This window comes from Salinisphaera sp. RV14 (assembly GCF_052044135.1).
Lineage (GTDB): Bacteria > Pseudomonadota > Gammaproteobacteria > Nevskiales > Salinisphaeraceae > Salinisphaera.
The window spans coordinates 14,381-34,723 of the sequence record NZ_JBQDYF010000002.1 but is presented as its reverse complement, the minus strand read 5'-3'; the positions used below and the strand labels follow the sequence as shown (position 1 = coordinate 34,723).

The window sequence follows — 20,343 nt, the reverse complement described above, 5'->3', positions numbered from 1 at the left end:
TGGGGAGTTGCTGTGAAGCATTACGGATGGGGCACCCTGGCGGTGGCCGCGATCATCGCAACCGCTGGCTGTGCCAACGGTCTGCATGGGCATATGCAGAGCTATGATCAGCTGCCGGGCTCCGGCGACCACATGGCCCAAGGGCCCGGGCTGATTCATTTGCGCAAGACAGACCAGAACTATCAGGGCGGCATGCGTATTTTCTCGGACAAGCCGGGGCAAGGCGCCTTGATCAATCCGAGCGCCAATCAGCAGTCCACGGACACGGCGGCCAATCAGAGCCAGGCGGCGTCGCCATCGACGCCACCTGGCTCGAGCCCGGAGCAACAACAGGAATATCGTCAGTTCGAGAAGTATCAGAAGTTCCAGAACTTCCAGCACATGTCGAAGGATTCACCGCAATACCGGAAATTCCGCGAATGGCTGCAATGGAAGCAGTATCAGCAGTGGCAAAACAGTGCCCATCAGTAGCTGAACGATTGAGTACCTGAACCTTGAAAGGCTTTCTCCGGAAAGCCTTTTTTTATTCGCTGCGACCCTGGGACAGCAAAGGCCGTCCTACCGGCCCGCTCCCGGTATAGCCGCGCAAGCCGGCATTCCGAAACGGCGCACAAACAGCCTCTTTCGCCCTGCGGCGACAAGCGCCTCTCCCCTATCGAGGTTGCGGCGCCCGCGCCGATGGGCCTGACTGGCCGCGCCAACGGTGGTAAGCAATGACCGCCCAGCAAGCAGCACGATGCACCCGAACGCCGGCAAGGCCGCCCGGCTTGAGCATCAACAACGCCCCTCCGCTGCTACCGGTGCATGCGGGTCAGCAGATAGCTCTGGGGGAGACCCGATCAGGGCGGTCAGGATCACCCGGGCCGCGTTGTACCCACTGCCGACGTTGATCAACAACCGCTGGGAATTGCAGAAGAACAGGAACGGCAGGATAGCGCCCCTGGACGCCGGTCGCGATCGGATCCGCGCGGGATCGCCGCCGCCGCATAAGCGGCCAACCCCACCGGCGGTATATCGTCGGCGAGGGTGGTGGTCGCAGTGATCGCTATGGCGATCGTCGCCACGTCGCGGGGGTCGAGTCCCGGGCCCGGAACACTTCCTTGCCCACACGCCCGAGGCGACCGCGAGCGACGACCTCAGCACCACCTACCCGATCACCGCCCTCGTTGCTCGATGGCGCCGCGCACAAGGTGCGCGGCTCGCTGTTGGCACCCGGGCCGACCTCACAGCCGGCCCGTTTGCGGCGCGGCTTCACCGAATTCCTCGTCGCCGCGATCCGCCATCGCATTGTCCCGAGGCGCCCCGCCCCTGGCCGCGGATGCGGCGGTATCCGCATCGGCCGCATCGTCGAGTGACATGCGGACCTTGAAGCTGCTCACCGTTTCCGCCAGTAGCGACGCTTCCCGCTTCAGCGACTCGGATGCCGCTGCGGACTCCTCCACCAGCGCCGCGTTTTCCTGCGTCATCTGGTCCAGTTGCGTGACGGCCTGATTGACCTGGGAAATGCCGGTTTTCTGTTCGTCGGCTGCGGAGGTGACTTCGTTGATCAGATGATTGACACGCTGGACCTGTTCCACGATGTCTTTCATCTTGTCGCCGGCCTGCTGGACCAGGGCTTCGCCGCTGGCTGTTTTCTCGGCCGACGTATCGATCAGCGTCTTGATCTCCTTCGCAGCCTCGGTGCTGTGATTGGCCAGGCGCCGGACTTCCTCGGCCACCACCGCGAAACCCCGTCCGTGCTCGCCGGCGCGTGCCGCCTCGACCGAGGCATTGAGTGCCAACAGGTTGGTCTGAAAGGCAATCGAATCGATCACATCGATGATCCTGACCACTTCCTGGGAAGACGCGCTGATGTCGCGCATTGTGCCCACGACATCGGTCATCAGGCCATTGCCGCTTTCAGCCGCCGTTACCGCACTATCGGCCAGGCTCGCGGCATGACGCGAGGATTCAGCCGAATTGGCCACCGTACTGGTGAGCTCCTCCATGGCGGCGGCCGACTCTTCCAGGTTGGCCGCCGTGTTTTCGGTACGTCGAGAAAGATCCATGCTGCCGGCGGAAATCTCGACCGAGGCCAGTTTGACGTTCTCACTGCTATGGCGAACGTCGACCATGACCCGCTCGATCTTGTCGACAAAGGAATTGAACTGGGTGGCAACGGCCGCTAGTTCATTGCGCCCGGATACCGGCAGGCGCTGCGTCAGGTCGCCATCGCCGGTGGCGATATCCCGCATACGTCCCGCGAGCTGGCCCAACGGCCGCGCGATACCGCGCCCGACCCACCAGATGAACACCAGACCCAATCCCGCGACCAGCGCGCTGATGAGGGCCATACCCACAATGTCGTGCGTGCGTTGCTGCGTCAGATCACCGTGCATGGCATTGAGATCCGCCATCACCGCCGAGACGGGCAATTGCAGCACCAGCGTCCAGATGGTGCCGGTATTACCGACCCGGATGGGGTGATAAAGCTCGATCATCCCGGCCTTGTGATCCGTCATGCGTATCGCTTTATCGCTGTGCCGGGCCTGCTTGAGGCGCGTCATGCTGGCGTCGCCCAGCACCTGGCTGGCCGGTTTGCCGAGCTTGGAGGCATCCCCGGTATAGGCGACCAGCCGCCCCAGGGGCGCGACCAGCGCCATGCGGCCGGCGCCGTTGTAGAGCGCCTTGTTGGCCTGCGAAAGCAACGACTGGATGAAATTGACGGCCAGGTCCGTCCCGGCCACCCCCTTGAAAACACCGTCGACCATGATCGGGACGTTGAACGATGTCACCAGTTTGTTCTTGCCGCCATAGTTGTAGATGGCCGGATCAATGATGCAGATCTTGTGGGTTTCCCGGGGGCACAGATAGTACTCACCCTTGCGCACGCCGGACGGCAGCATCTTCTGGCTTTCCATGCCATTCTGGATACCGAGCGCCAGCACCTTGACGTCACCATTTTTGGTCCGGTACCACCACGGCCGGAAGCGCCCGCCCCCGTCATAGCCCTTGCCGTCCTGTTGCGGCGGAACATAGGCGGTATCCGCACCGAAGGCATTCGGCTGCCAGCCGATAAACGCGTCGAGCAGAAACGGGTTCTTGACCACCGCCTGCCTGGTCAATGCCGACATCTCGTCGCGGCCGATGCCGAGCGCCGGCTTCTTGTCCGCCCCGGCCCCCATCAACTCATTGGCGTGGGCCAGGGACTTGGCCACATCCAGCGCCTGCTCCAACTTGCCGTTGATCTTCTCGGCCTGGGCATCGGCCAGCGACGTCAGGCGCTTGTCTATACCCGCTTTCAGCAACGACGAAGTCCGCGCCTGGACCATCCGCTCCGTCCGCGTCGTCGAAAAATAGTTATAAATCAAAAGCACAGCGACCACGCCCAGAATACAGGCGCCGGCAGCCAGGACAACGAAGTGCTTGATTGACTTGAAATGCTTCATCGTGAGCGCGAACTCGGCTGACCCACATCCGTGCGCATACGCCGGTTCAATACAGAAAGGCGTCGGCAACGGACTGCGGTAAGTTGCAGGGGACGGAAAGTAACGGCGCGTCAGCGGAAAGCTTGAGCCTATGGCCGCGATAGCGAAGCCGGCCTGCGCGAAGGAGAGCACGCGGCCGGAGCGGCTTGTGTTTCTGTCGCGGCGGTTGCCGTTTCACGCCGCGCCGCGTGACGGCCGGAAAGCAGGTCAGCCGGCGGGCCGGTCTATTCCGCGGGCCGGCCCTGCAGACCGGCGCCCGGGCTATCGATGACGGGCCGCAATCCGAAGGGCCGACTCATGACTCTGGCCGCCTGGGCACAGCCGAGGCAGCGTTCCGTGTTTCAGCGGCGAGGGCCGGCCGGCTGGGGGGCGCGTCCTATGCGGGCTGTCCGGCCCCCGCCCGCCCCGCTGGACGCTGCCCGCGGCATGGTGGCGATATCCGGGGATCCGCCTTGCCCGGCCCCTCGGCAAGCGGGCAACCGAGGATGGAACAGGCGGCTGTTTGTGCGCGCCGCGCCGCGGTATCACCCGGGGCGCGGCGTCGGGCGGCTGCACCGGCCAATCAATGAACCGACACCAATCCGCGCCACCGTCAGCCGGTCTTGTGGTCGCGATACACAATAATCGCCGCCTGCCGCGGGTCGCAGACGTAGGCATGATCGTGATCGTCGGTGGCCACGCAGTGCGCATGCCTGGCCGTGGGCACGGTCGCGACTTTCTGCAATTGGTCGTGCGCGGCAAGCTTGAGCACGCTGAGGGTGGCGCTGCTCGCACCGGGCGCGTACAGGTGTTGCAAGTGCGGGTTCCACGCGATCAGGTCGACACCGGCCCCCACCGCGGCGTGACTGACCTCCTTGCCGTTTTGCGCCGTATCCAGCGCCACGACCTTACCCTCGTGACAGCCGACGAAAAGCAGGTTCCGCGCCGGGGCCAGGGCCAGTCCCTGGTCACGTTGGCAGCTGTTCGGCCAGGAGGCCACGACCTGCAACGAGCGCAGGCTGATTTTCAGCGTGGTAGCGGGCCGCTGGTTGGCATAGACCGCATGATGGGCCGGGTCCACGGCGAGCAACTCGGGCGAACCTTTCGGCAGCGAGATCGCACCCAGCAGTCGCAGCGACGGATGCGCCCCGGCGGTGGCCTTGAACCGCTGGATTTCATGCGTTTCCGGCTCGGTGACCCACACCTGATCGAGCGGCTTCACGTAGCGGATGATATCCGGGCCCGAGGCCAGCCTGGCGCGCGCCACGACCTGCCCCCCATGCGGATTCACGGCAACAATCGCTTCGTCCTTGTGATCGCTGGCAAACACCAGCCCGTCGCCGGAATCGGCCGAGGTCGTGCCGGCATCGTCGTGATCGGCGCCCTGGCCCGACGGCACGATGTGTCGCCATTCACTCAGCGTCTGGCGCGCCGGGTTGATCAGCGCCAACGCGCCGCTTTGCGCCGCGGGAACCAGTACGCGATGCAGCGACGGCGCGTAGGTCATGTCGTCGAAATCCAGGCCGCTGCCTTGATGCGGCAGCTGGATCCGATGGGTGGCCGCCGCCATGGCACTGCCGGCACCGGCCATCAAGATCATGCCAAACAGAACGACGGCCGCGGCAAGGGGAACGGAGCGGCGATAAAACATGCGGAATACCGAACGATAAAGATTGTCGTTTGCAGTCTAGCGGCCCCGCGCGACCCGGGGAAACGAAAAATGTACGCCTTGTTTTCAATGCCCTCCGGCAGGCGCGCGGACCCCGGATACCCGCAGCCCGCCCGGCCGGCCACCCGGCCGGCTGGCTTGCCACGCCTGTCCCCCGTCCCGGAGCCCGGCTGCCGTCCCGTGCCGGCCAGCCAATGCGAAACAAGCTATCGGCACATGCCGGCGCACGGCGTGGCAGCGGCGGCGATGAAACCGGCGACCGGCCGCTTGGCTACCATCAGCGGTGGCTAGTGATGCCGTATACCGCCTCGGCGAAAAAAAAGTACGTCGGATACCTAAATCGAGGTGCGCGTCGGCCGAAATATAGGCGCCAGACGCGCCGATTCCCGGCGGGCTGTGCAGACCATCCGACCCGGAGCTTCGTCCGAAAATCATGCGCCATAACACGCCAGTAACCCAGAACGAGTATGTGCTCGGCCCCGATCAGTATCTGATTTCGCAGACCGATCTTGACAGCTACATCGTCTTCGCCAACCCGGCCTTTATCGAGGTCAGCGGGTTCGACTGGGAAGAGCTTGTCGGCGAGCCGCATAATGTCATCCGCCATCCCGACATGCCGCCGGAAGCGTTCGCTGATTTCTGGGCCACCATACGCGCTGGCGAAACCTGGACCGGCATCGTCAAGAACCGGCGCAAGAACGGCGACTTCTATTGGGTTCACGCCACCGTGATACCGGTCATGCAGAACGGCCGGGCCGTGGGCTATGCATCGGTTCGGCGTGGCGCAACGAACGAGGAAAAAGCCACCGCAACCCGGGTGTATGCTCGGCTGCGCGCTGGCGAGAAGCCGAAAGCCCACCTCGACCAGGGCGTCATTATCGAGCACAGCTTGCGCGCCCGCGTCGCGCGGCTGCGCAATATCACCCTCGGCTGGCGTCTCGGCCTGTTGCTGCTGGCGACATGGCTTGGTCTGGGCGCTACCGCGGCGGCGGGTGCGCTCGGACTGCATGAACTGACCACTCCCATCGCGCCCATGGCCCCGGACCACGGCCCGGGTTCGGGCGTGTTCGGCACGCACGCGCTCACCATTCAGATCGCCCTGGCGGCGATATCCGGACTGGTGTTGACCGGCTGGATCGTACAGCTCGGCCTCAGCATCCGCCGGCCGTTGCGTTCGGCGCTCACGCTGAGCCGTCAGATCGCCGCCGGCAATCTGGTCGCCGCGAGCGAAGCGCACCGCGACGACGAGATCGGCGCCCTGGTGGCTTCGCTCAACGTCATGCGCGCCGGCCTGACGCATGTCGTCACCGACGTCAAACACGGTATCGGCATCGTGGCGCCGGCCACCACCGAGATCGCCGCCGGCAACAACGACCTGGCGCGACGAACCGAGGAACAAGCCGCCTCACTGGAACAGACGGCGGCCAGCATGGAGCAAATCACGGCGACCGTGAGCCAGGGCGCAGACAGCGCCCGGCAGGCTTCCGAACTGGCGCGCACGGCCTCTGACACAGCCGAGCGCGGGGGCGAGGAGATCGGGCGCATGGTGCATACCATGCAGTCGATCCACGAGTCGTCAACCGAGATCAGCGCCATTGTCGGCATGATCGACAACATCGCCTTTCAGACCAATATGCTGGCGTTGAACGCGGCCGTCGAAGCGGCGCGCGCGGGCGAACACGGCCGGGGCTTTGCCGTGGTGGCCAGCGAGGTGCGCGCTCTCGCCGGGCGCACCGCCGAATCGGCGCAGCAGATCAAAACCCTGATCGAGGCATCCAGCAGCCGGGTGGAAGCCGGCAATACGCTGGTGAGCAACAGCCGCGAAACCATGGATCAGATCGTGTCCGCCATTCGCGAGGTGAGCGGGCTGATGGAACAGGTCTCAATGGCCGCCGATGAACAGAAATCCGGCATCGAGCAGGTCAGTCAGGCGGTCACCCGGATGGACGAAATGACACAGCAGAATGCCGCACTGGTGGAGCAATCCGCTGCGGCGGCACAGTCGGTCAGTGTCCAGGCTGGCGAACTCGGCAAGAGCGTGTCGATCTTCCGTGTCGACGACCGGCCCATGACGGCGGCGCGCCCGCCCAGAACCCACAGTCTGCCACGGGCCAGTAATCGCCCTCCGAGCCCCGCGCGCCCTGAGCACGCGCCGACACAGCGCGCCGCGGCCGAGGCCGCCTGACAACGCAGCGCATCCGGGCACCTCGGCACAGTCGTATCATGGCGATAGGGCACACCAATGGGTCCACCGATGACGATAAGAGTCCGCCACGGGGTCTGGCTGGGAATGCTGGGGTTGCTGGCGTTGTCGGGATGCGCGCTGATGCAAAGCGCCGCCACGGGCACGGCCCCCCTCCATTCAGCCGGGCAATTGCAGCTGCCTGGCGGCCCCCATGGGCACAACATCGCGATTGCGTATCGGACGCCGGGCGGCTACGACGAATATCACCGCCGCCGGCGGCAAGGCGCGATCACCGAAGCCATGTACCTGGAGGCCAATGGCATCCAGACCGCGCTCGATTTTTCCGTGTATCGGCTGCATGCACTGACCGCCAAGCAATGGCGATTCAACCGCGACCCGGCACAATTGACCTGGCACAGCAAACATCTGGTACCCGTCGGCAACGGCGCTGTCCATGCCAAGGCGATCCTGGCCCGATTCACACGCTCGGCGCCCGCGCCGGCGTCTGCGGCCCTGCGCCAGTGTGTCGCCTTCGTGCGCGCCTGGGACATCCCGCCCGACGACCCAAGGCGACGACCGAGCCGGGCTTACTTCGGCTATCATTGCGCGCCCGCCGGGCAGCCCCTGTCTCGCGCCGCGGCGCGGCGATACGTAATGCATATCCACACGGCCGCGCAAAAGCTCGCGCCGGTCCGATTCGGCGACCATGTGCCCGATGAACCCGACGCGGTCGCCAAGGCACACGGCAACCACAGCCATTATGGCGCGCCCGGGTTTCCGCTACGGCGCGTGGTCGATTATGTCGATAGCGATCATAAAATGAATTGACGCGAAACTTGATCCCGTACGACACGCAGCGTGCTGGATAAGCAGGGGCATTCTGTCCGCCAATGCACGCGAATGCGCGCAAACAAGAACGCAGACCAAGGCATTGCTGCTTCAGGTGCGCGAGCAATCGCGTCATCGAGCCTTTGCCTGAACTCTGGACGTTCAAGACGCGGGGAAACCCGAATGCCGGGCGCATGCTGCCCGGCGTGGCGGGGCCGTATTGTCGGGCGTAATTGCCATTTCGGCGCGCATCAGTCCCGGCGTTCCGGCGACGGCTCCAGTAGGCGCTGTTGACGCGCCTGCGGGGCAACCGGCTGGCTCTGGGTACGGTCCCGCCCCTCGCGCTTGGCCTGGTACATCCGCGCATCGGCCTCGGCGAAGATTTCCTCGAAGCTGTGCCCGGCCAGCGAAAAACTCGCCACACCAAGACTCATGGTCACCGCGACCGCATGATCGCGTGCCGCCACCGGCGGTTCTGCAACGGTTTGACGCAACCGTTCGGCCTGCTGGACCGCGTCGGCATGATCGAGATCGAACAGCAGAATGGCCATCTCCTCGCCGCCGACGCGGCCCACGATATCGACCTCGCGACACTGGTGGAGCAACCGCATCGCCACCGCTTCCAGCACGATGTCGCCGATATCGTGGCCATAGCGGTCGTTGATGCTTTTGAAATGGTCCAGGTCGACGAGCACCATCGAGACGCGGGTGGGCGCCCCGGGTTCGCCACGCCGGGCGGCCCGTCGGGCCTGATCGAACAGTTCTCGGAATCGCGCGCGGCTGACCAGATGGGTGAGACTGTCGAGATCGGCACGCTGACGCAACTGATGATCGGCGCGCGTGATCTCGGTCTCGTGCGCCAGCGAGATCGCGAACAGCGCCGCGGCACACAGCAGCACGTCGCTCATCTCGGCCCATTCGACGACCGTGGGCGCGAAGCCGAAACGCAGGAGCATGAGCGCGGCCGCCAGCGCGAGAAAAACCAGCCCGACAATGGACCCGTCTCGGCGCCCGAGCAGGCGGTGCGAGACCAGCGGGATCACCAGCGCCCAAACGAATACCGACACATTCGCCGCCGTGGCCAGCGCAAAAACGAGCACGGACAAAAACGGAACCAGATAGGCCCAGGTCGCAGACCGAAGCGACAGCCCACGCCCGAGCAAACCATAGATCACGCCCGCGTAGATCATCATGCCGACCTCGGCCAACGCCAGCGCCCGCCGGTCCTGAAGCAGGTTGATCGGCACGAACACCAGGCCGAACAACATCGGAAGTATCAACACCACACGCAGAACCGCGGCGCGGCGCGTATCGTCTCCACTGGATAGATGACGTAAAGACATGGCGATCTAGTGTCCTATCTCGCGAGTAACCTTACACCGCGCGCGCCCGTCACCGCGTCCGGCGGCGTTGCGAAACCAGGCCGTATGATCCGATACGACCGGGTTTCGCGCCTGGCCGGCCACGCCGACGGCCCACGCTCGTTTGACAAGAAACTTACGCGACAGAACACTGGTATGGATTGCATCTCAAACATCGGTGCCAAAAATATTTTTTTTGGCACGGATTCAGGCCTATACCAAGGGCATCATGGATTACGATGCAATCCATTTGGTCCAGCGCTCGGACGATACAGCGGACGACGTGCCGGGCACACCGGGTCGAAACAAAACATACGTTGGCGCACGCGCGGCCCGCCTACCGTACTGGCCAGCTGCCAACGCGACCATCGGCGATAAGTCGCGGGCCCCGAGAGGACACGCCCGCCCCGGAGCGCGCGGCATGGCATTAAACGCGAACGAACCGGTTTTGGACGCGGCGCCCGGTGTAGCCGTCATCCCGCGCGAGCCATGGTCCACGCGCCCCACTGCACACGGACGATATCGACGGTATAGATCGACAGCGCCAGCCAGATACAGGCAAAGGTCGTGATATCGGCCGTCGTCAACGGCTCATGGAACAGCACGACACCGGTCAAAAAATGCAGGGTCGGCGTGATGTACTGAATGATGCCGATGGTCGCCAGCGGCAGACGCCGGGCCCCGGCGGCGAACAGGGTGAAAGGCACGATCGTGAGGACACCGGCGCCGAACAGCAGCGCATCGGTACGCATGCCGTCGACACCGAACGCGGCCCCGCCGTGGGCGTACAGCCAGCCCAGCCACACCAGCGCAAGCGGCGATAACAGCAGCGTCTCGACCAGCAGGCCGGTGACGCTGTCGACGGACAGCCGCTTGCGAATCAGGCCATAGAAGCCGAAACAGCCGGCCAGGATCAACCCGATCCAGGGCACCTGTCCATAGGCGACGACCGAAAACACGACCCCCGCCGCGGCCACTGCCACCGCGACCCACTGCAGTCGGCGTAGGCGCTCGCCAAGGACCGCGAAGCCCAATGCCACATTCAGCAATGGATTGATGTAATAACCGAGACTCGCCTCGATCACGTGATCGTTGACCACGGCCCAGATGAACGTGCCCCAGTTGGTGGCCACCAGCGCCGCGCTCAACACCAGCATGGACAGCAGTCGACGATCGGCGAACACGGCCAACACCCGGTCCGTGCGGCGCAACAGCACGACCGCGATCCCGAGCAGGGCCGCCGTCCACAGAATGCGATGCGCCAGGATCTCCCACGGCGAAACCGATGGATCGATCAAATGAAAATACAGCGGCAGGACGCCCCAGGTCAGAAAGGCGCCGAGAGCCGCCCCCAGGCCCAGGGTGGGTTGCGAAAAAGGCGATGGCGACGGGCGTGGCGTCACGGGGCGCTCCTGGCAGTACCGCCGGCCGGGGATCCTCGGTTCACGACGGGCGTTGCAGTGTGCCACGACCGGCGCGCAGGTGCCGCCGCAATCGCCCGGCGGCACCGCGCCGCCCGTGTTCGTCCGGGTCGACGACGATAGGTCGCAACAATCGAAGACCAGTAATTATTAGACGATGCTTCCACCGGCCACACCATGACTCGCAACCATAACTTCATGGCTTGAAAATAGAGATTAAAACCATTCAATAACAACGGGTTGATAACAGACGCATCCTTTTTTATCGCAGCAATTGTATTGCGCACCATTTGGACTGGTTCTGGAACTTACTTCAAGTCCCGGCCGTATTCGTTTATCAACGCATGGAAACCGAGGGCGTTCGCGTTGCAACGACGGCGTGTTGCGTTGGCGAACGTAGCGGCATCAATCGACACGCATACGACACCCGAGCCGCGTCGGTGCCAACACGCCGGGGCATTTCTATGGATTCATCCACGCTCGAAACGCGACGACTGGCCGCGCTGGATCGCCTGCAATTGATGGATACGCCGCCCGAGGAACGCTTCGAGCGGCTCACCCGAATCGCCCGGCGCTCCTATCACACCGGCATCGCGCTGTTCACGCTGATGGACGCCGACCGCCAGTGGTTCAAGTCCCATCCCGGCGTCAGCGAATCCGAGGTGGCGCGTTCGGCCTCTTTTTGCAATCAGGCGCTGCGTGACAGGCAGGCCATCGTCGTGCCCGATGCCCGCCTCGATCCGGCGTTGGCCGGCCACCCCTGGGTGACCGGCGCGCCCGGCATCCGCTTCTACGCGGGCGTCGCGGTACACGCACCCGGCGGCTTCAAGGTCGGGACATTGTGTGTGATCGATACCGCACCGCGCCGTCTTGATGAGGTGGAACTGGACGTGCTTTACAGCCTGGGCGCGATCATCGAGGAGGAACTCGCGCGTCACCGGCCCGCGCCCACGGCAAGCGGGCGATACATGCAGCAGTCCGACCTCACCGCGGCGATCCAGCGCGCCCAGCACGCATTTCTGGCCGGCGTGGACGAGCGCAGCGCCTACGCCGTGGTGCTCGATGACCTGATCACGCTGACCGGCAGCCGGTTCGGTTTCATCGGCGAGATGCGGCACGACGCGGCGGGCAATCCGTATCTCAAGGTCCAGGCCATTCACAACCTCGACTGGACGCCGGACACTCAGGCGCTCTACCAGCGTGTGCGTGAGCACGGCATCCGCTTCGAACGCCTGGACAACCTGGTCGGCGCCCCCATGACCAGCGGCAAGGTCGTCATCTCGCAAGACCTCGACGCCGAACCGCTGAGCATCGGACTGCCCGCGGAGCACCCGCCGATGTCGACCTACATCGGCATTCCGGTGTTCTCGGGCGAGCGCCAGATCGGGCTCGTGGGGCTGGCCAACCGCGACATCGACTACGAACTGGGGCTGGCCCAGGAACTCGAGCCCCTGCTGCAGACGGTCGGCAACCTGATCGAGCGTGACCAGCTGTATCGCGAAAAACGCGAACAGGAGAAAAACCTGGCGCGCGCCACCCACTATGACGCCCTCACAGGCCTGCCCAATCGCTATCGCCTGAGCGAGTTATTCGGTTGCGCGCTGGTCGCGGCTGCGCGGCGCAATACACGGCTGACGGTCGGCCTGCTCGACCTGGACGATTTCAAGACGATCAACGACACCCATGGCCGTGCCGCCGGCGACATAGTGCTCTGCGCCGTGGCGGAACGGCTCCGCCGTAGCGTACGCAAACCGAATTTAGTCGGGCGGCTGGGTGGCGACGAATTCGTAGTCATCCTGCGGGACGTCGAAGACGAGCGCGCCTACGCTCATCTTCTGGCCACGATCCACGAGCCGATCCGATATCGCCGAACCACGCTGCAGATCAGCGCCAGCATGGGCTTGACAGTCTATCCGGACGACGATGCGAGCGTCGATCTGCTGCTGCGTCATGCCGACCAGGCGATGTGCGCCGCCAAGGAACTGGGCAAGAATCGTTATGAGCATTTCGATCTGGCGCGTTATTTTTCGCGCCAGGAACGCGGACGTGTGCTCGACCGCATCGCCGAGGCGCTGCGCGAGTCGCAGTTCGAATTGCACTATCAGCCCAAGATCGACCTCATCGGCCGGCGCGTGGCCGGTTTCGAGGCCCTGCTGCGGTGGAATCACCCTACCGACGGACTGATCGCGCCGGGTTCGTTCCTCAACCATCTCGAATATACCGATTTCGCCGGGGCGGTCGGGCGCTTCGTGATCGAGCGCGCGATCACCCAGTTGCAGCGGCTCGACGACGAAGCGCTCGATTTCACCATCAGCGTGAACCTCAGCCCGTCCCATTTCCTGAGCCCGGGCTTCTGCAGCGACCTCTGGCACGCACTGCAGGACTGCCCGGTCCGATTGCGTGGGCGCCTGATTCTCGAGTTGCTGGAAACTACGGCGCTGGACGACTCCAATCGTGTGATCGAAACGCTGCAGGCCTGTCGCGAGCTCGGCGTGCAGGTCTCGCTGGACGATTTCGGCACCGGCTATTCGTCGCTCGATTACTTCCGCCGCCTGCCGGCCCACGAAATCAAGATCGACCGCTCCTTCGTCCAGGACATGCGCGACAATGGCGACGACGAAATGATCGTCGACGCCATCATCAGTCTGGCCCAGAGCTTCAAGCGGCGGACCGTGGCCGAGGGCATCGAGAATATCGCCACCCACAATCGCCTGATCGAGATGGGCTGCGAGTACGGCCAGGGCTTTCTCTACAGTCGCCCCCTGCCCGCCGGCGCGGCGCTGGAGTGGGCACGCGGCTTTCGCTGGGCAGACATCGTCTGATCGCTCGCCGAAGACGGGTGTCGCATGCGGCGCCAACCGCCGGGGTGTGGCTTATGCCGTCGCTCCGGAACCGGGCACCGCGGGTCGGCGACGCGGTCAACCGGGTGTCTGGCCCGTCACGGCGACGGCCCGGGCCGCTCGGCCTGCCACCCCGTCGACTATGGTGCCCGTTGCTTTTGCGCTACGTTGTGGCCTTGTCCCATCTGCGAATGCTCCATGACACTGCTTCCCGAAGTACAGGCCGTGGTCGACAAGCTCAACGGCGCCGAGATTTCATTCACCGATCTGACCGTGCCCGAGGCGCGCCAGCTCTACGTGGATACGCTGGCGCGATCCGGCGGCGAGCCCGTAGCCATGGGCGCGGTCGAGGATCATCGGATACCCGGTCCGGCCGGCGATGTCGCCATCCGCCGCTACCGGCCCGAGGGGCTCGGCACCACCGCCGCTCCGACCGTGATCTATTATCACGGCGGCGGCTGGGTGCTGGGCGATCTCGACTCGCATGACCGCATCTGCCGGCAGATCGCCCGGCGCTGCGCTTGCCAACTGATCGCCGTGGACTACCGCCTGGCACCCGAGCACCCATTGCCGGCTTCGAGCGCGGATGCCATCGCGGCCTTTGCATGGCTGACCACCCACGCGGCCGAGTTCGACATCGACCCGAAGCGCCTGGCCGTGGCCGGCGACAGCGCCGGCGGACACCTGTCGGCCGTGGTCGCGCTGGCGGCGCGCGATCACGGCTGGCCGCTGGCCTTCCAGGCCCTGATCTATCCGGCGACCGACCTGCGCGGTGTCGCCCGGCACTATCCCTCGCGCTTGCGCAACAGCCACATCCCGCCGCTGACGGCGGAACTCATGGCATGGTTCGGCCGCCATACCACCGATCAAGCCACCGACACCGGCGACTGGCGCGTGTCACCGTTACTGGCCGGCTCGCTGGCCGGTGTCGCCCCGGCGCTGGTGCTGACCGTTGGCGCCGACGTGCTCATGGACGAGGGCGCGCTCTACGCGACGCGTCTGCGCGATGATGCCGTGGCCTGCGATCACGCTCATTTCCCCGGCGTGATTCACGGCTCGATCGAAATGTATGCCTGGCTGTCGGTCACCACCGCCATGCTCGATCGCGTGGCCGACGCCCTGCGCGGCGCGCTGGCGCCCGGCTGACGCTAAGCCGCGTCGTTCCAGCGGCGCGGTGAATGCGGCGCTGGCTTGCTGTTCCGGCCGGCCGAAGTAAAAGCCCTGCAGATGCGAGCAGCCGTCGCTGCGCAGCCGGGTGGCCTGATCGATATGCTCGACCCCCTCGGCCGTGATCTGGATCCGCAGACTGTGACCGAGCGTGGTGATCGCCTTCACGATCGCCTGCGCCTCGGCATCGTGGCAGATCTCCTTGACGAAGCTCTTGTCGATCTTGATGCGATCGAAGGTGAACGAGCGCAGATAGTGCAACGACGAATAGCCGGTGCCGAAATCATCGAGCACGATCTTCACGCCCAGCGCCTTGAGCGCTTCCAGCAGGCGGATGTTGTTACGCGAGGCATCGAGCAGGATCGACTCGGTGATTTCCAGTTCCAGGCGATGCGGGGCCAGCCCGGAGTTCGACAGCGCATCGCGCACGTGATCGACCAGCGCGTGATCGTCGAACTGCACCGTCGACAGGTTGACCGCAATCGTTGCCTCGCCGCGCCAGTCCGCCGCCTCGGCACAGGCCTGCATGAGCACGCGCGCACCGATGGCCCGGATCAGGCCGGTCTCCTCCGCGACCGGTATGAATTCCAGCGGCGGCACCACGCCGCGCTCGGGATGATGCCAGCGCAGCAGGGCTTCCATGCCCGACACGGTCAGACTGTCCGAGTCCATGATCGGCTGGTAGTACAGCACGAATTCGTCGGCGTCGTAGGCCCGACGCATGTCGGTCTCGATCTCCAGTCGTTGGCGCGCGGCGCGGTGCAGCTCGGGATGAAAGACCGAACAGGTGCCCTTGCCCCCGCGCTTGGCGTCGTAGAGCGCGAGATCGGCGCAACGCAGCAATTCCTCGGTGTTGTCGACATCGGCGCTGGAAAGCACCAACCCGATGCTCACGCCGGACTGCACGATATGCTCGCCCACCAGGAGCGGCTCGTGCATGTCGGCGATCAGACGCCGGGCGACCGCCTCCAGCTCGCCCGCATTGCTGCAGTGGGGCAACACCACGCAGAATTCGTCGCCGCCAATGCGCGCCAGCATGGCCGTGTCATCCAGCGCGGCCCGTAGCCGGCAGGCCACCTGGATCAACAGCTGATCGCCGACGGGGTGACCGAGCACATCATTGATGTTCTTGAAGTTATCGAGGTCGATGAGCAGCAGGCCGACGCTCGTGCCGTCGTACTCGGTGGCTTTCAGGGCCTGGCTCAGACGCTTGTTGAACAGGGTGCGATTGGGCAGATGCGTCAACGCATCGTGATGCGCCATGAAATGAATCTTCTCGTGGGCGCGGTGCTCCTCGGTGACGTCCTCGACCAGATACATCAAGTTGGCCGCGCCCCCGGCCGCATCGTCATTGACGCGCAACACGCGGCACTTGAGACGCGCCGTGCCCTCGGCCGTATCGATGCCGATCCGCATCTCGCGGATCTCGTCGTCGTCGAGCGTCTTGGCGGCCGCCCCGCGCAGCCGCCGGACGATGGTATCGGCGTCGATGGCCGGCGCCGTACTCGAGGCCGAGCGCGCCGCGTTGTCCATGAGAATCTGGCCGGTCTGGCTATCCTCGACCAGCACACGGATCGGAATATTGCCGATCACGTTGTCGAGGAATGCCGACATCGAGCGCGATTCGCGATAGCGATGCTCCGCCGCTCGCTTGGCCTTGAGGATTTCGTTCTCGTGTTCCTTGCGACGGGTCATGTCACGCGTGATCTGGGCATAGCCGATCAAATGCCCGTGTTCACGAATCGGTATAACGATCACGGTGGCCCAGAAGGCCGTACCATCACGACGGTAGCGCCAGCCCTCGGCCTGGTGGCGTCCATTCTCGCGCGCACAGCGCAGCATTTCGTCCGGCCGGCCGCGCTCGCGATCATGCGGACTGTAGAAGATGGAAAAATGCCGACCGATGATTTCGTCGGGCGCGTACCCCTCGATCGCCGCCACCCCCGGATTGCTGCTGGTGACCCGACCCTCGCGATCGAGCATGAGGATGGCGTAGAGCGTCACCCCCTCGAACAGCAATCGAAACTGGCGCTCGGCCAGGCGCGCGTGACCGTTGCGCCAGGTCTCGCCGCATGCACGCTCGACCACCGCGAAGCCGGTCAGGCGATCGGCATCGAACACCGCTTCGGTCACGCTGTAAGCGGGGAAACAGCCGCCGTCCTTGCGCCGGCGCCAGACCCGGCCTTCGCGGCGACCGTGCTGGCGCGCCGCCGTCAGCACCTCTCCCGGGGGCGGCCCGAGTTCGTGCAGCATGGACACGGGGGCGCCGATTGCTTCGCGCTCGGCATACCCGGTCAGACGCTCGGCGCCCGCGCTCCACGAAAGAATACGGCCCTCGGGGTCGAGCATATAGATCGCGTGATCGCTCAGTCCGTCAACGAGCTGCCGATGGATCGTGATGTCTCGACCAGGAATCTGCATTCCAGCGTGCCAGTTCGCGGTAGTACGCTACCTTATCGGCCGCGAATTACAGGACTTGAAAACGAACGTACACCCGGCGCGGGTTGCACCCGTCCCGATCGATCAGCCGGTCACGTCGCCGCTCATTGCGGGCGTGATCGCCCGACCACTAGGGGCCTGTTACCCGGGACCGGCGGGTTTTGCGCCGCGGCGCGGAGCCGGGCCATGACACCGGCCCTATTCGTTATGCGTCTCGACATGGCCGCCGAACTGGTGGCGCATCGCCGACTGCAGCTTGTCGCCGAAGCTCGGCGTGTTGCGCGAGCGGAAGCGGGCGAACAACGCCGCCGACAGCACGTTGGCGGGCACCGCCTGCTCGATCGCTGCATTGATCGTCCAGCGGCCTTCACCGGAGTCGGAGACCTCGCCGGTGAACGCCGCCAGGCTCTGGTCCTCGGCCAGCGCGATCGAGGTCAGATCCAGTAACCACGAGGAGATCACGCTGCCCCGCCGCCAGACCTCGGCAATATCGGCCAGGTTGAGGTCGAACTGCTCGTCCTCGGGCAGGAAATCGGCGGCGCGGTTCTTCAGGATATCGAAGCCTTCCGCATAGGCCGCCATCATGCCGTACTCGATGCCGTTGTGGACCATTTTCACGAAATGCCCGGCACCGACCGGACCACAGTGCAGATAACCCTGTGCCGCCCGCGGCTCCAGTGTCTCGCGCCCGGGCGTATCGTCGATATCGCCGGGGCCGGGGGCCAGCGTGGCGAAGATCGGATCGTGTCGCTCCACGGTGTCCTTGTCGCCGCCGATCATCAGGCAGTAGCCGCGCTCCCGGCCCCAGACACCGCCCGAGACGCCGACATCCATGTAACGGATATCGCGTTCGGCGAGCATTCGGGCACGGCGGACGTCGTCCTTGAAGTTCGCGTTGCCACCATCGATCAGGGTATCGCCGGGCGCCAACAGCGGCGCCAATTCGGCGACCGTGTTGTCGGTGACTTCGCCCGCGGGCAGCATCAGCCACAGCGTGCGGGGCTGAGGCAGGGCCCGGATCATTCCGGCCAGAGATTCGGCGGCCTCGCCGCCGGCATCCGCGATACGCGACACCGCCTGCGCATGCGTGTCGAAGACCACGCATTCATGGCCATCATCCATCAGACGGCATGCGATGTTGCCGCCCATGCGGCCGAGCCCGAGCACTCCGATCTTCACGACGACCTCCTTGCTGGCAAACCGACCGGTGTGGCGGTCCGCCCCGACTGCCATACGAGAGGACTCATTTTACAGCGCGCGCGGCCGTCACCGCGTCGGGCGGCGTTGCGAAACCCAGCCGTATGATCCGATACGACTGGGTTTCTCGCCTTGCCGGCCACGCCGACCGCTCTCGCTCGTTTGATACGAAACTCACGAGACAGGACGCTGATATGGATTGCATCGCAACCATCCGTGCCAAAAAGACTTTTTTGGCGCGAATTTTGGCCCATCCCAGGGTCATCATGGATTGCGATGCAATCCATGTGGTCTAGCGACGGCGCTTGAAATCGCTGGCGTCGTGCCGTTCCGGCAACTGTTCCGACTCGTCGCCCCACAGACGGTTGACCATGCGCCCGCGCACCACGGCCGGGCGTGCATCGATGGCCCGGGCCCAGCGCTGAACGTGCTCGTAGTCCGCCACCTGCAGGAATTCGCCGGCGTCGTAGAGCCGCCCCAGCGCGAGCGCGCCGTACCACGGCCAGGTGGCGATATCGGCGATGGTGTATTGGTCGCCGGCGAGGTAGGCATGATCGGCCAGGCGCCGATCGAGCACATCGAGCTGGCGCTTGACTTCCATGGTGAAGCGATCGATCGCGTACTCGATCTTCTCCGGCGCGTAGTTGTAGAAGTGGCCGAAACCACCGCCGAGGTAAGGGGCGCTTCCCATCTGCCAGAACAGCCAGTTCAGCGTTTCGGTGCGGACGTCCGGATCGTTGGGCAAAAATGCGCCGAAACGCTCGGCCAGGTAAAGCAGGATGGCGCCGGATTCGAACACCCGCCGCGGCTCGGAGAGGCTGTGGTCGACCAGCACCGGAATCTTGGAGTTCGGATTGACGGCGACGTAGCCGCTGGAGAACTGCTCACCGTCACCGATACGGATGGGCCAGGCGTCGTATTCGGCCTCGGCGTGGCCTGCTTCAAGCAATTCCTCGAACAGGGTGGTGACTTTTACGCCATTCGGCGTCGCCAACGAATACAGTTGATAGCGATGTTTGCCAACGGGCAGCTCGGCTTCGTAGCGGGGCCCGGCGTAAGGCCGGTTGATACTGGCAAACTGGCCGCCGCTTTCCTTTTCCCAGGTCCAGACCTTCGGGGGTGTGTACTCGGTGGAATCACTCATGATAAATCACTGTAGAATGCAAAGGCGGGCAGTGTACTACTGCCGCGGCCCCCGGATCATCCGGGCCGTGTCGTTTCGGCTGCCCGGAATCGGGCTTCCCCGGGTCGCATTGCCGGTTCACAGCGCGCCGCGCATCAGAACAGTGGCCCGTGGCCGACCCACGCCGGGTTCTGTCGGTATTCATCCGCGCCGCCTATACTCGCCGATACAAGCCGAAACCGGTTGATTGTCATGAAACGAGTACTGCATTCCTCCGCCCTGGCCGCTGCCATTGTCGTGCTCGGCGCCTCGCTCCAGGGCTGTGTTCTGGCGGCCGGCGCCGCGGCCGGCGCCGCAGGCGGCTACGAGGCAAAGAAGCACGGCTATGACGTGCAGTCACCAGTGAAAAAGGATTCCGCCGGCGGCTACAAGGGGCAGTCCCCTGTGGTCAAGCATCCCCAACACGACACCGCGTCATCGCCGCGCAATAGCAACGACAGCGATGACGCCGGCGACGGCACGTCGACGCGCAAGACCCCGAGCGAACAAAACTAATCGCATATTTTCGGCGCGGGTTCGTGTCCTCCGGCGTTGCGCCCCGGGCCGTATCCGCCAGCCTTTGCGCTACCGCGCCCGGCCGGGCGCGCGATCGCGCATGGGCGTTGGC

General features: G+C 64.8%; 12 protein-coding genes and 1 pseudogene. 6 read left to right on the top strand and 7 right to left on the bottom strand.

All coding sequences use genetic code 11. From position 1 onward, the window contains the following. The first annotated feature begins 12 nt into the window (after positions 1 to 12). Positions 13 to 471, top strand: coding sequence for a hypothetical protein (locus ACS8Y6_RS03040; RefSeq protein WP_440850199.1), 459 nt, complete (start codon positions 13 to 15; stop codon positions 469 to 471). Between the two features lie 752 nt (positions 472 to 1,223). On the opposite strand, the gene ACS8Y6_RS03035 is transcribed toward ACS8Y6_RS03040, so the two are convergent. Continuing rightward, the gene (locus ACS8Y6_RS03035) at positions 1,224 to 3,428 is read right to left on the bottom strand and encodes a methyl-accepting chemotaxis protein (protein ID WP_440850198.1); all 2,205 of its coding nucleotides are present in this window, start codon (positions 3,426 to 3,428) and stop codon (positions 1,224 to 1,226) included. Positions 3,429 to 4,059: 631 nt separating this feature from the next. Next, complete coding sequence (locus ACS8Y6_RS03030; RefSeq protein ID WP_440850197.1) at positions 4,060 to 5,046, bottom strand: hypothetical protein; 987 nt, start codon at positions 5,044 to 5,046, stop codon at positions 4,060 to 4,062. 502 nt (positions 5,047 to 5,548) lie between these two features. On the opposite strand from ACS8Y6_RS03030, the gene ACS8Y6_RS03025 reads away from it, so the two are divergent. After that, the gene (locus tag ACS8Y6_RS03025) at positions 5,549 to 7,300 is read left to right on the top strand and encodes a methyl-accepting chemotaxis protein (RefSeq protein ID WP_440854950.1); all 1,752 of its coding nucleotides are present in this window, start codon (positions 5,549 to 5,551) and stop codon (positions 7,298 to 7,300) included. A 69-nt stretch (positions 7,301 to 7,369) separates the two neighbouring features. Then, entirely contained in the window at positions 7,370 to 8,128 is a 759-nt protein-coding gene (locus ACS8Y6_RS03020) for a hypothetical protein (RefSeq protein ID WP_440850195.1), read from the top strand. Between the two features lie 251 nt (positions 8,129 to 8,379). Here ACS8Y6_RS03020 and ACS8Y6_RS03015 read toward each other — a convergent pair whose 3' ends face one another. Both ACS8Y6_RS03015 and rarD read right to left on the bottom strand, forming a co-directional pair. Further along, complete coding sequence (locus tag ACS8Y6_RS03015; RefSeq protein WP_440850194.1) at positions 8,380 to 9,471, bottom strand: GGDEF domain-containing protein; 1,092 nt, start codon at positions 9,469 to 9,471, stop codon at positions 8,380 to 8,382. 491 nt (positions 9,472 to 9,962) lie between these two features. Further along, positions 9,963 to 10,892 carry an EamA family transporter RarD gene (rarD, locus tag ACS8Y6_RS03010; protein ID WP_440850193.1) on the bottom strand — a complete coding sequence of 310 codons (930 nt, stop codon included), beginning with the start codon at positions 10,890 to 10,892 and terminating at the stop codon, positions 9,963 to 9,965. Positions 10,893 to 11,374: 482 nt separating this feature from the next. Between rarD and ACS8Y6_RS03005 the strand changes: the two genes are divergently transcribed. Further along, positions 11,375 to 13,732 (top strand): sensor domain-containing phosphodiesterase, encoded by a 2,358-nt coding sequence (locus tag ACS8Y6_RS03005; protein ID WP_440854949.1) that lies wholly within the window; start codon positions 11,375 to 11,377, stop codon positions 13,730 to 13,732. 216 nt (positions 13,733 to 13,948) lie between these two features. Then, positions 13,949 to 14,896 (top strand): alpha/beta hydrolase, encoded by a 948-nt coding sequence (locus ACS8Y6_RS03000; protein WP_440854948.1) that lies wholly within the window; start codon positions 13,949 to 13,951, stop codon positions 14,894 to 14,896. Between the two features lie 66 nt (positions 14,897 to 14,962). Here ACS8Y6_RS03000 and ACS8Y6_RS02995 read toward each other — a convergent pair. The 3 genes and pseudogenes from ACS8Y6_RS02995 to yghU form a co-directional block, all read right to left on the bottom strand. Then, a pseudogene (locus ACS8Y6_RS02995) lies at positions 14,963 to 17,338 on the bottom strand (sensor domain-containing protein); the annotation flags it as partial. A 216-nt stretch (positions 17,339 to 17,554) separates the two neighbouring features. Further along, positions 17,555 to 18,535 carry a phosphogluconate dehydrogenase (NAD(+)-dependent, decarboxylating) gene (gnd, locus tag ACS8Y6_RS02990; RefSeq protein ID WP_440850189.1) on the bottom strand — a complete coding sequence of 327 codons (981 nt, stop codon included), beginning with the start codon at positions 18,533 to 18,535 and terminating at the stop codon, positions 17,555 to 17,557. Between the two features lie 310 nt (positions 18,536 to 18,845). Next, positions 18,846 to 19,697 carry a glutathione-dependent disulfide-bond oxidoreductase gene (gene yghU / locus ACS8Y6_RS02985; RefSeq protein ID WP_440854947.1) on the bottom strand — a complete coding sequence of 284 codons (852 nt, stop codon included), beginning with the start codon at positions 19,695 to 19,697 and terminating at the stop codon, positions 18,846 to 18,848. A 231-nt stretch (positions 19,698 to 19,928) separates the two neighbouring features. Here yghU and ACS8Y6_RS02980 point away from each other — a divergent pair, with 231 nt between their 5' ends. Further along, positions 19,929 to 20,231, top strand: a complete 303-nt coding sequence (locus tag ACS8Y6_RS02980) for a hypothetical protein (protein WP_440850187.1) — start codon at positions 19,929 to 19,931, stop codon at positions 20,229 to 20,231. The last annotated feature ends 112 nt before the right edge of the window (positions 20,232 to 20,343 follow it).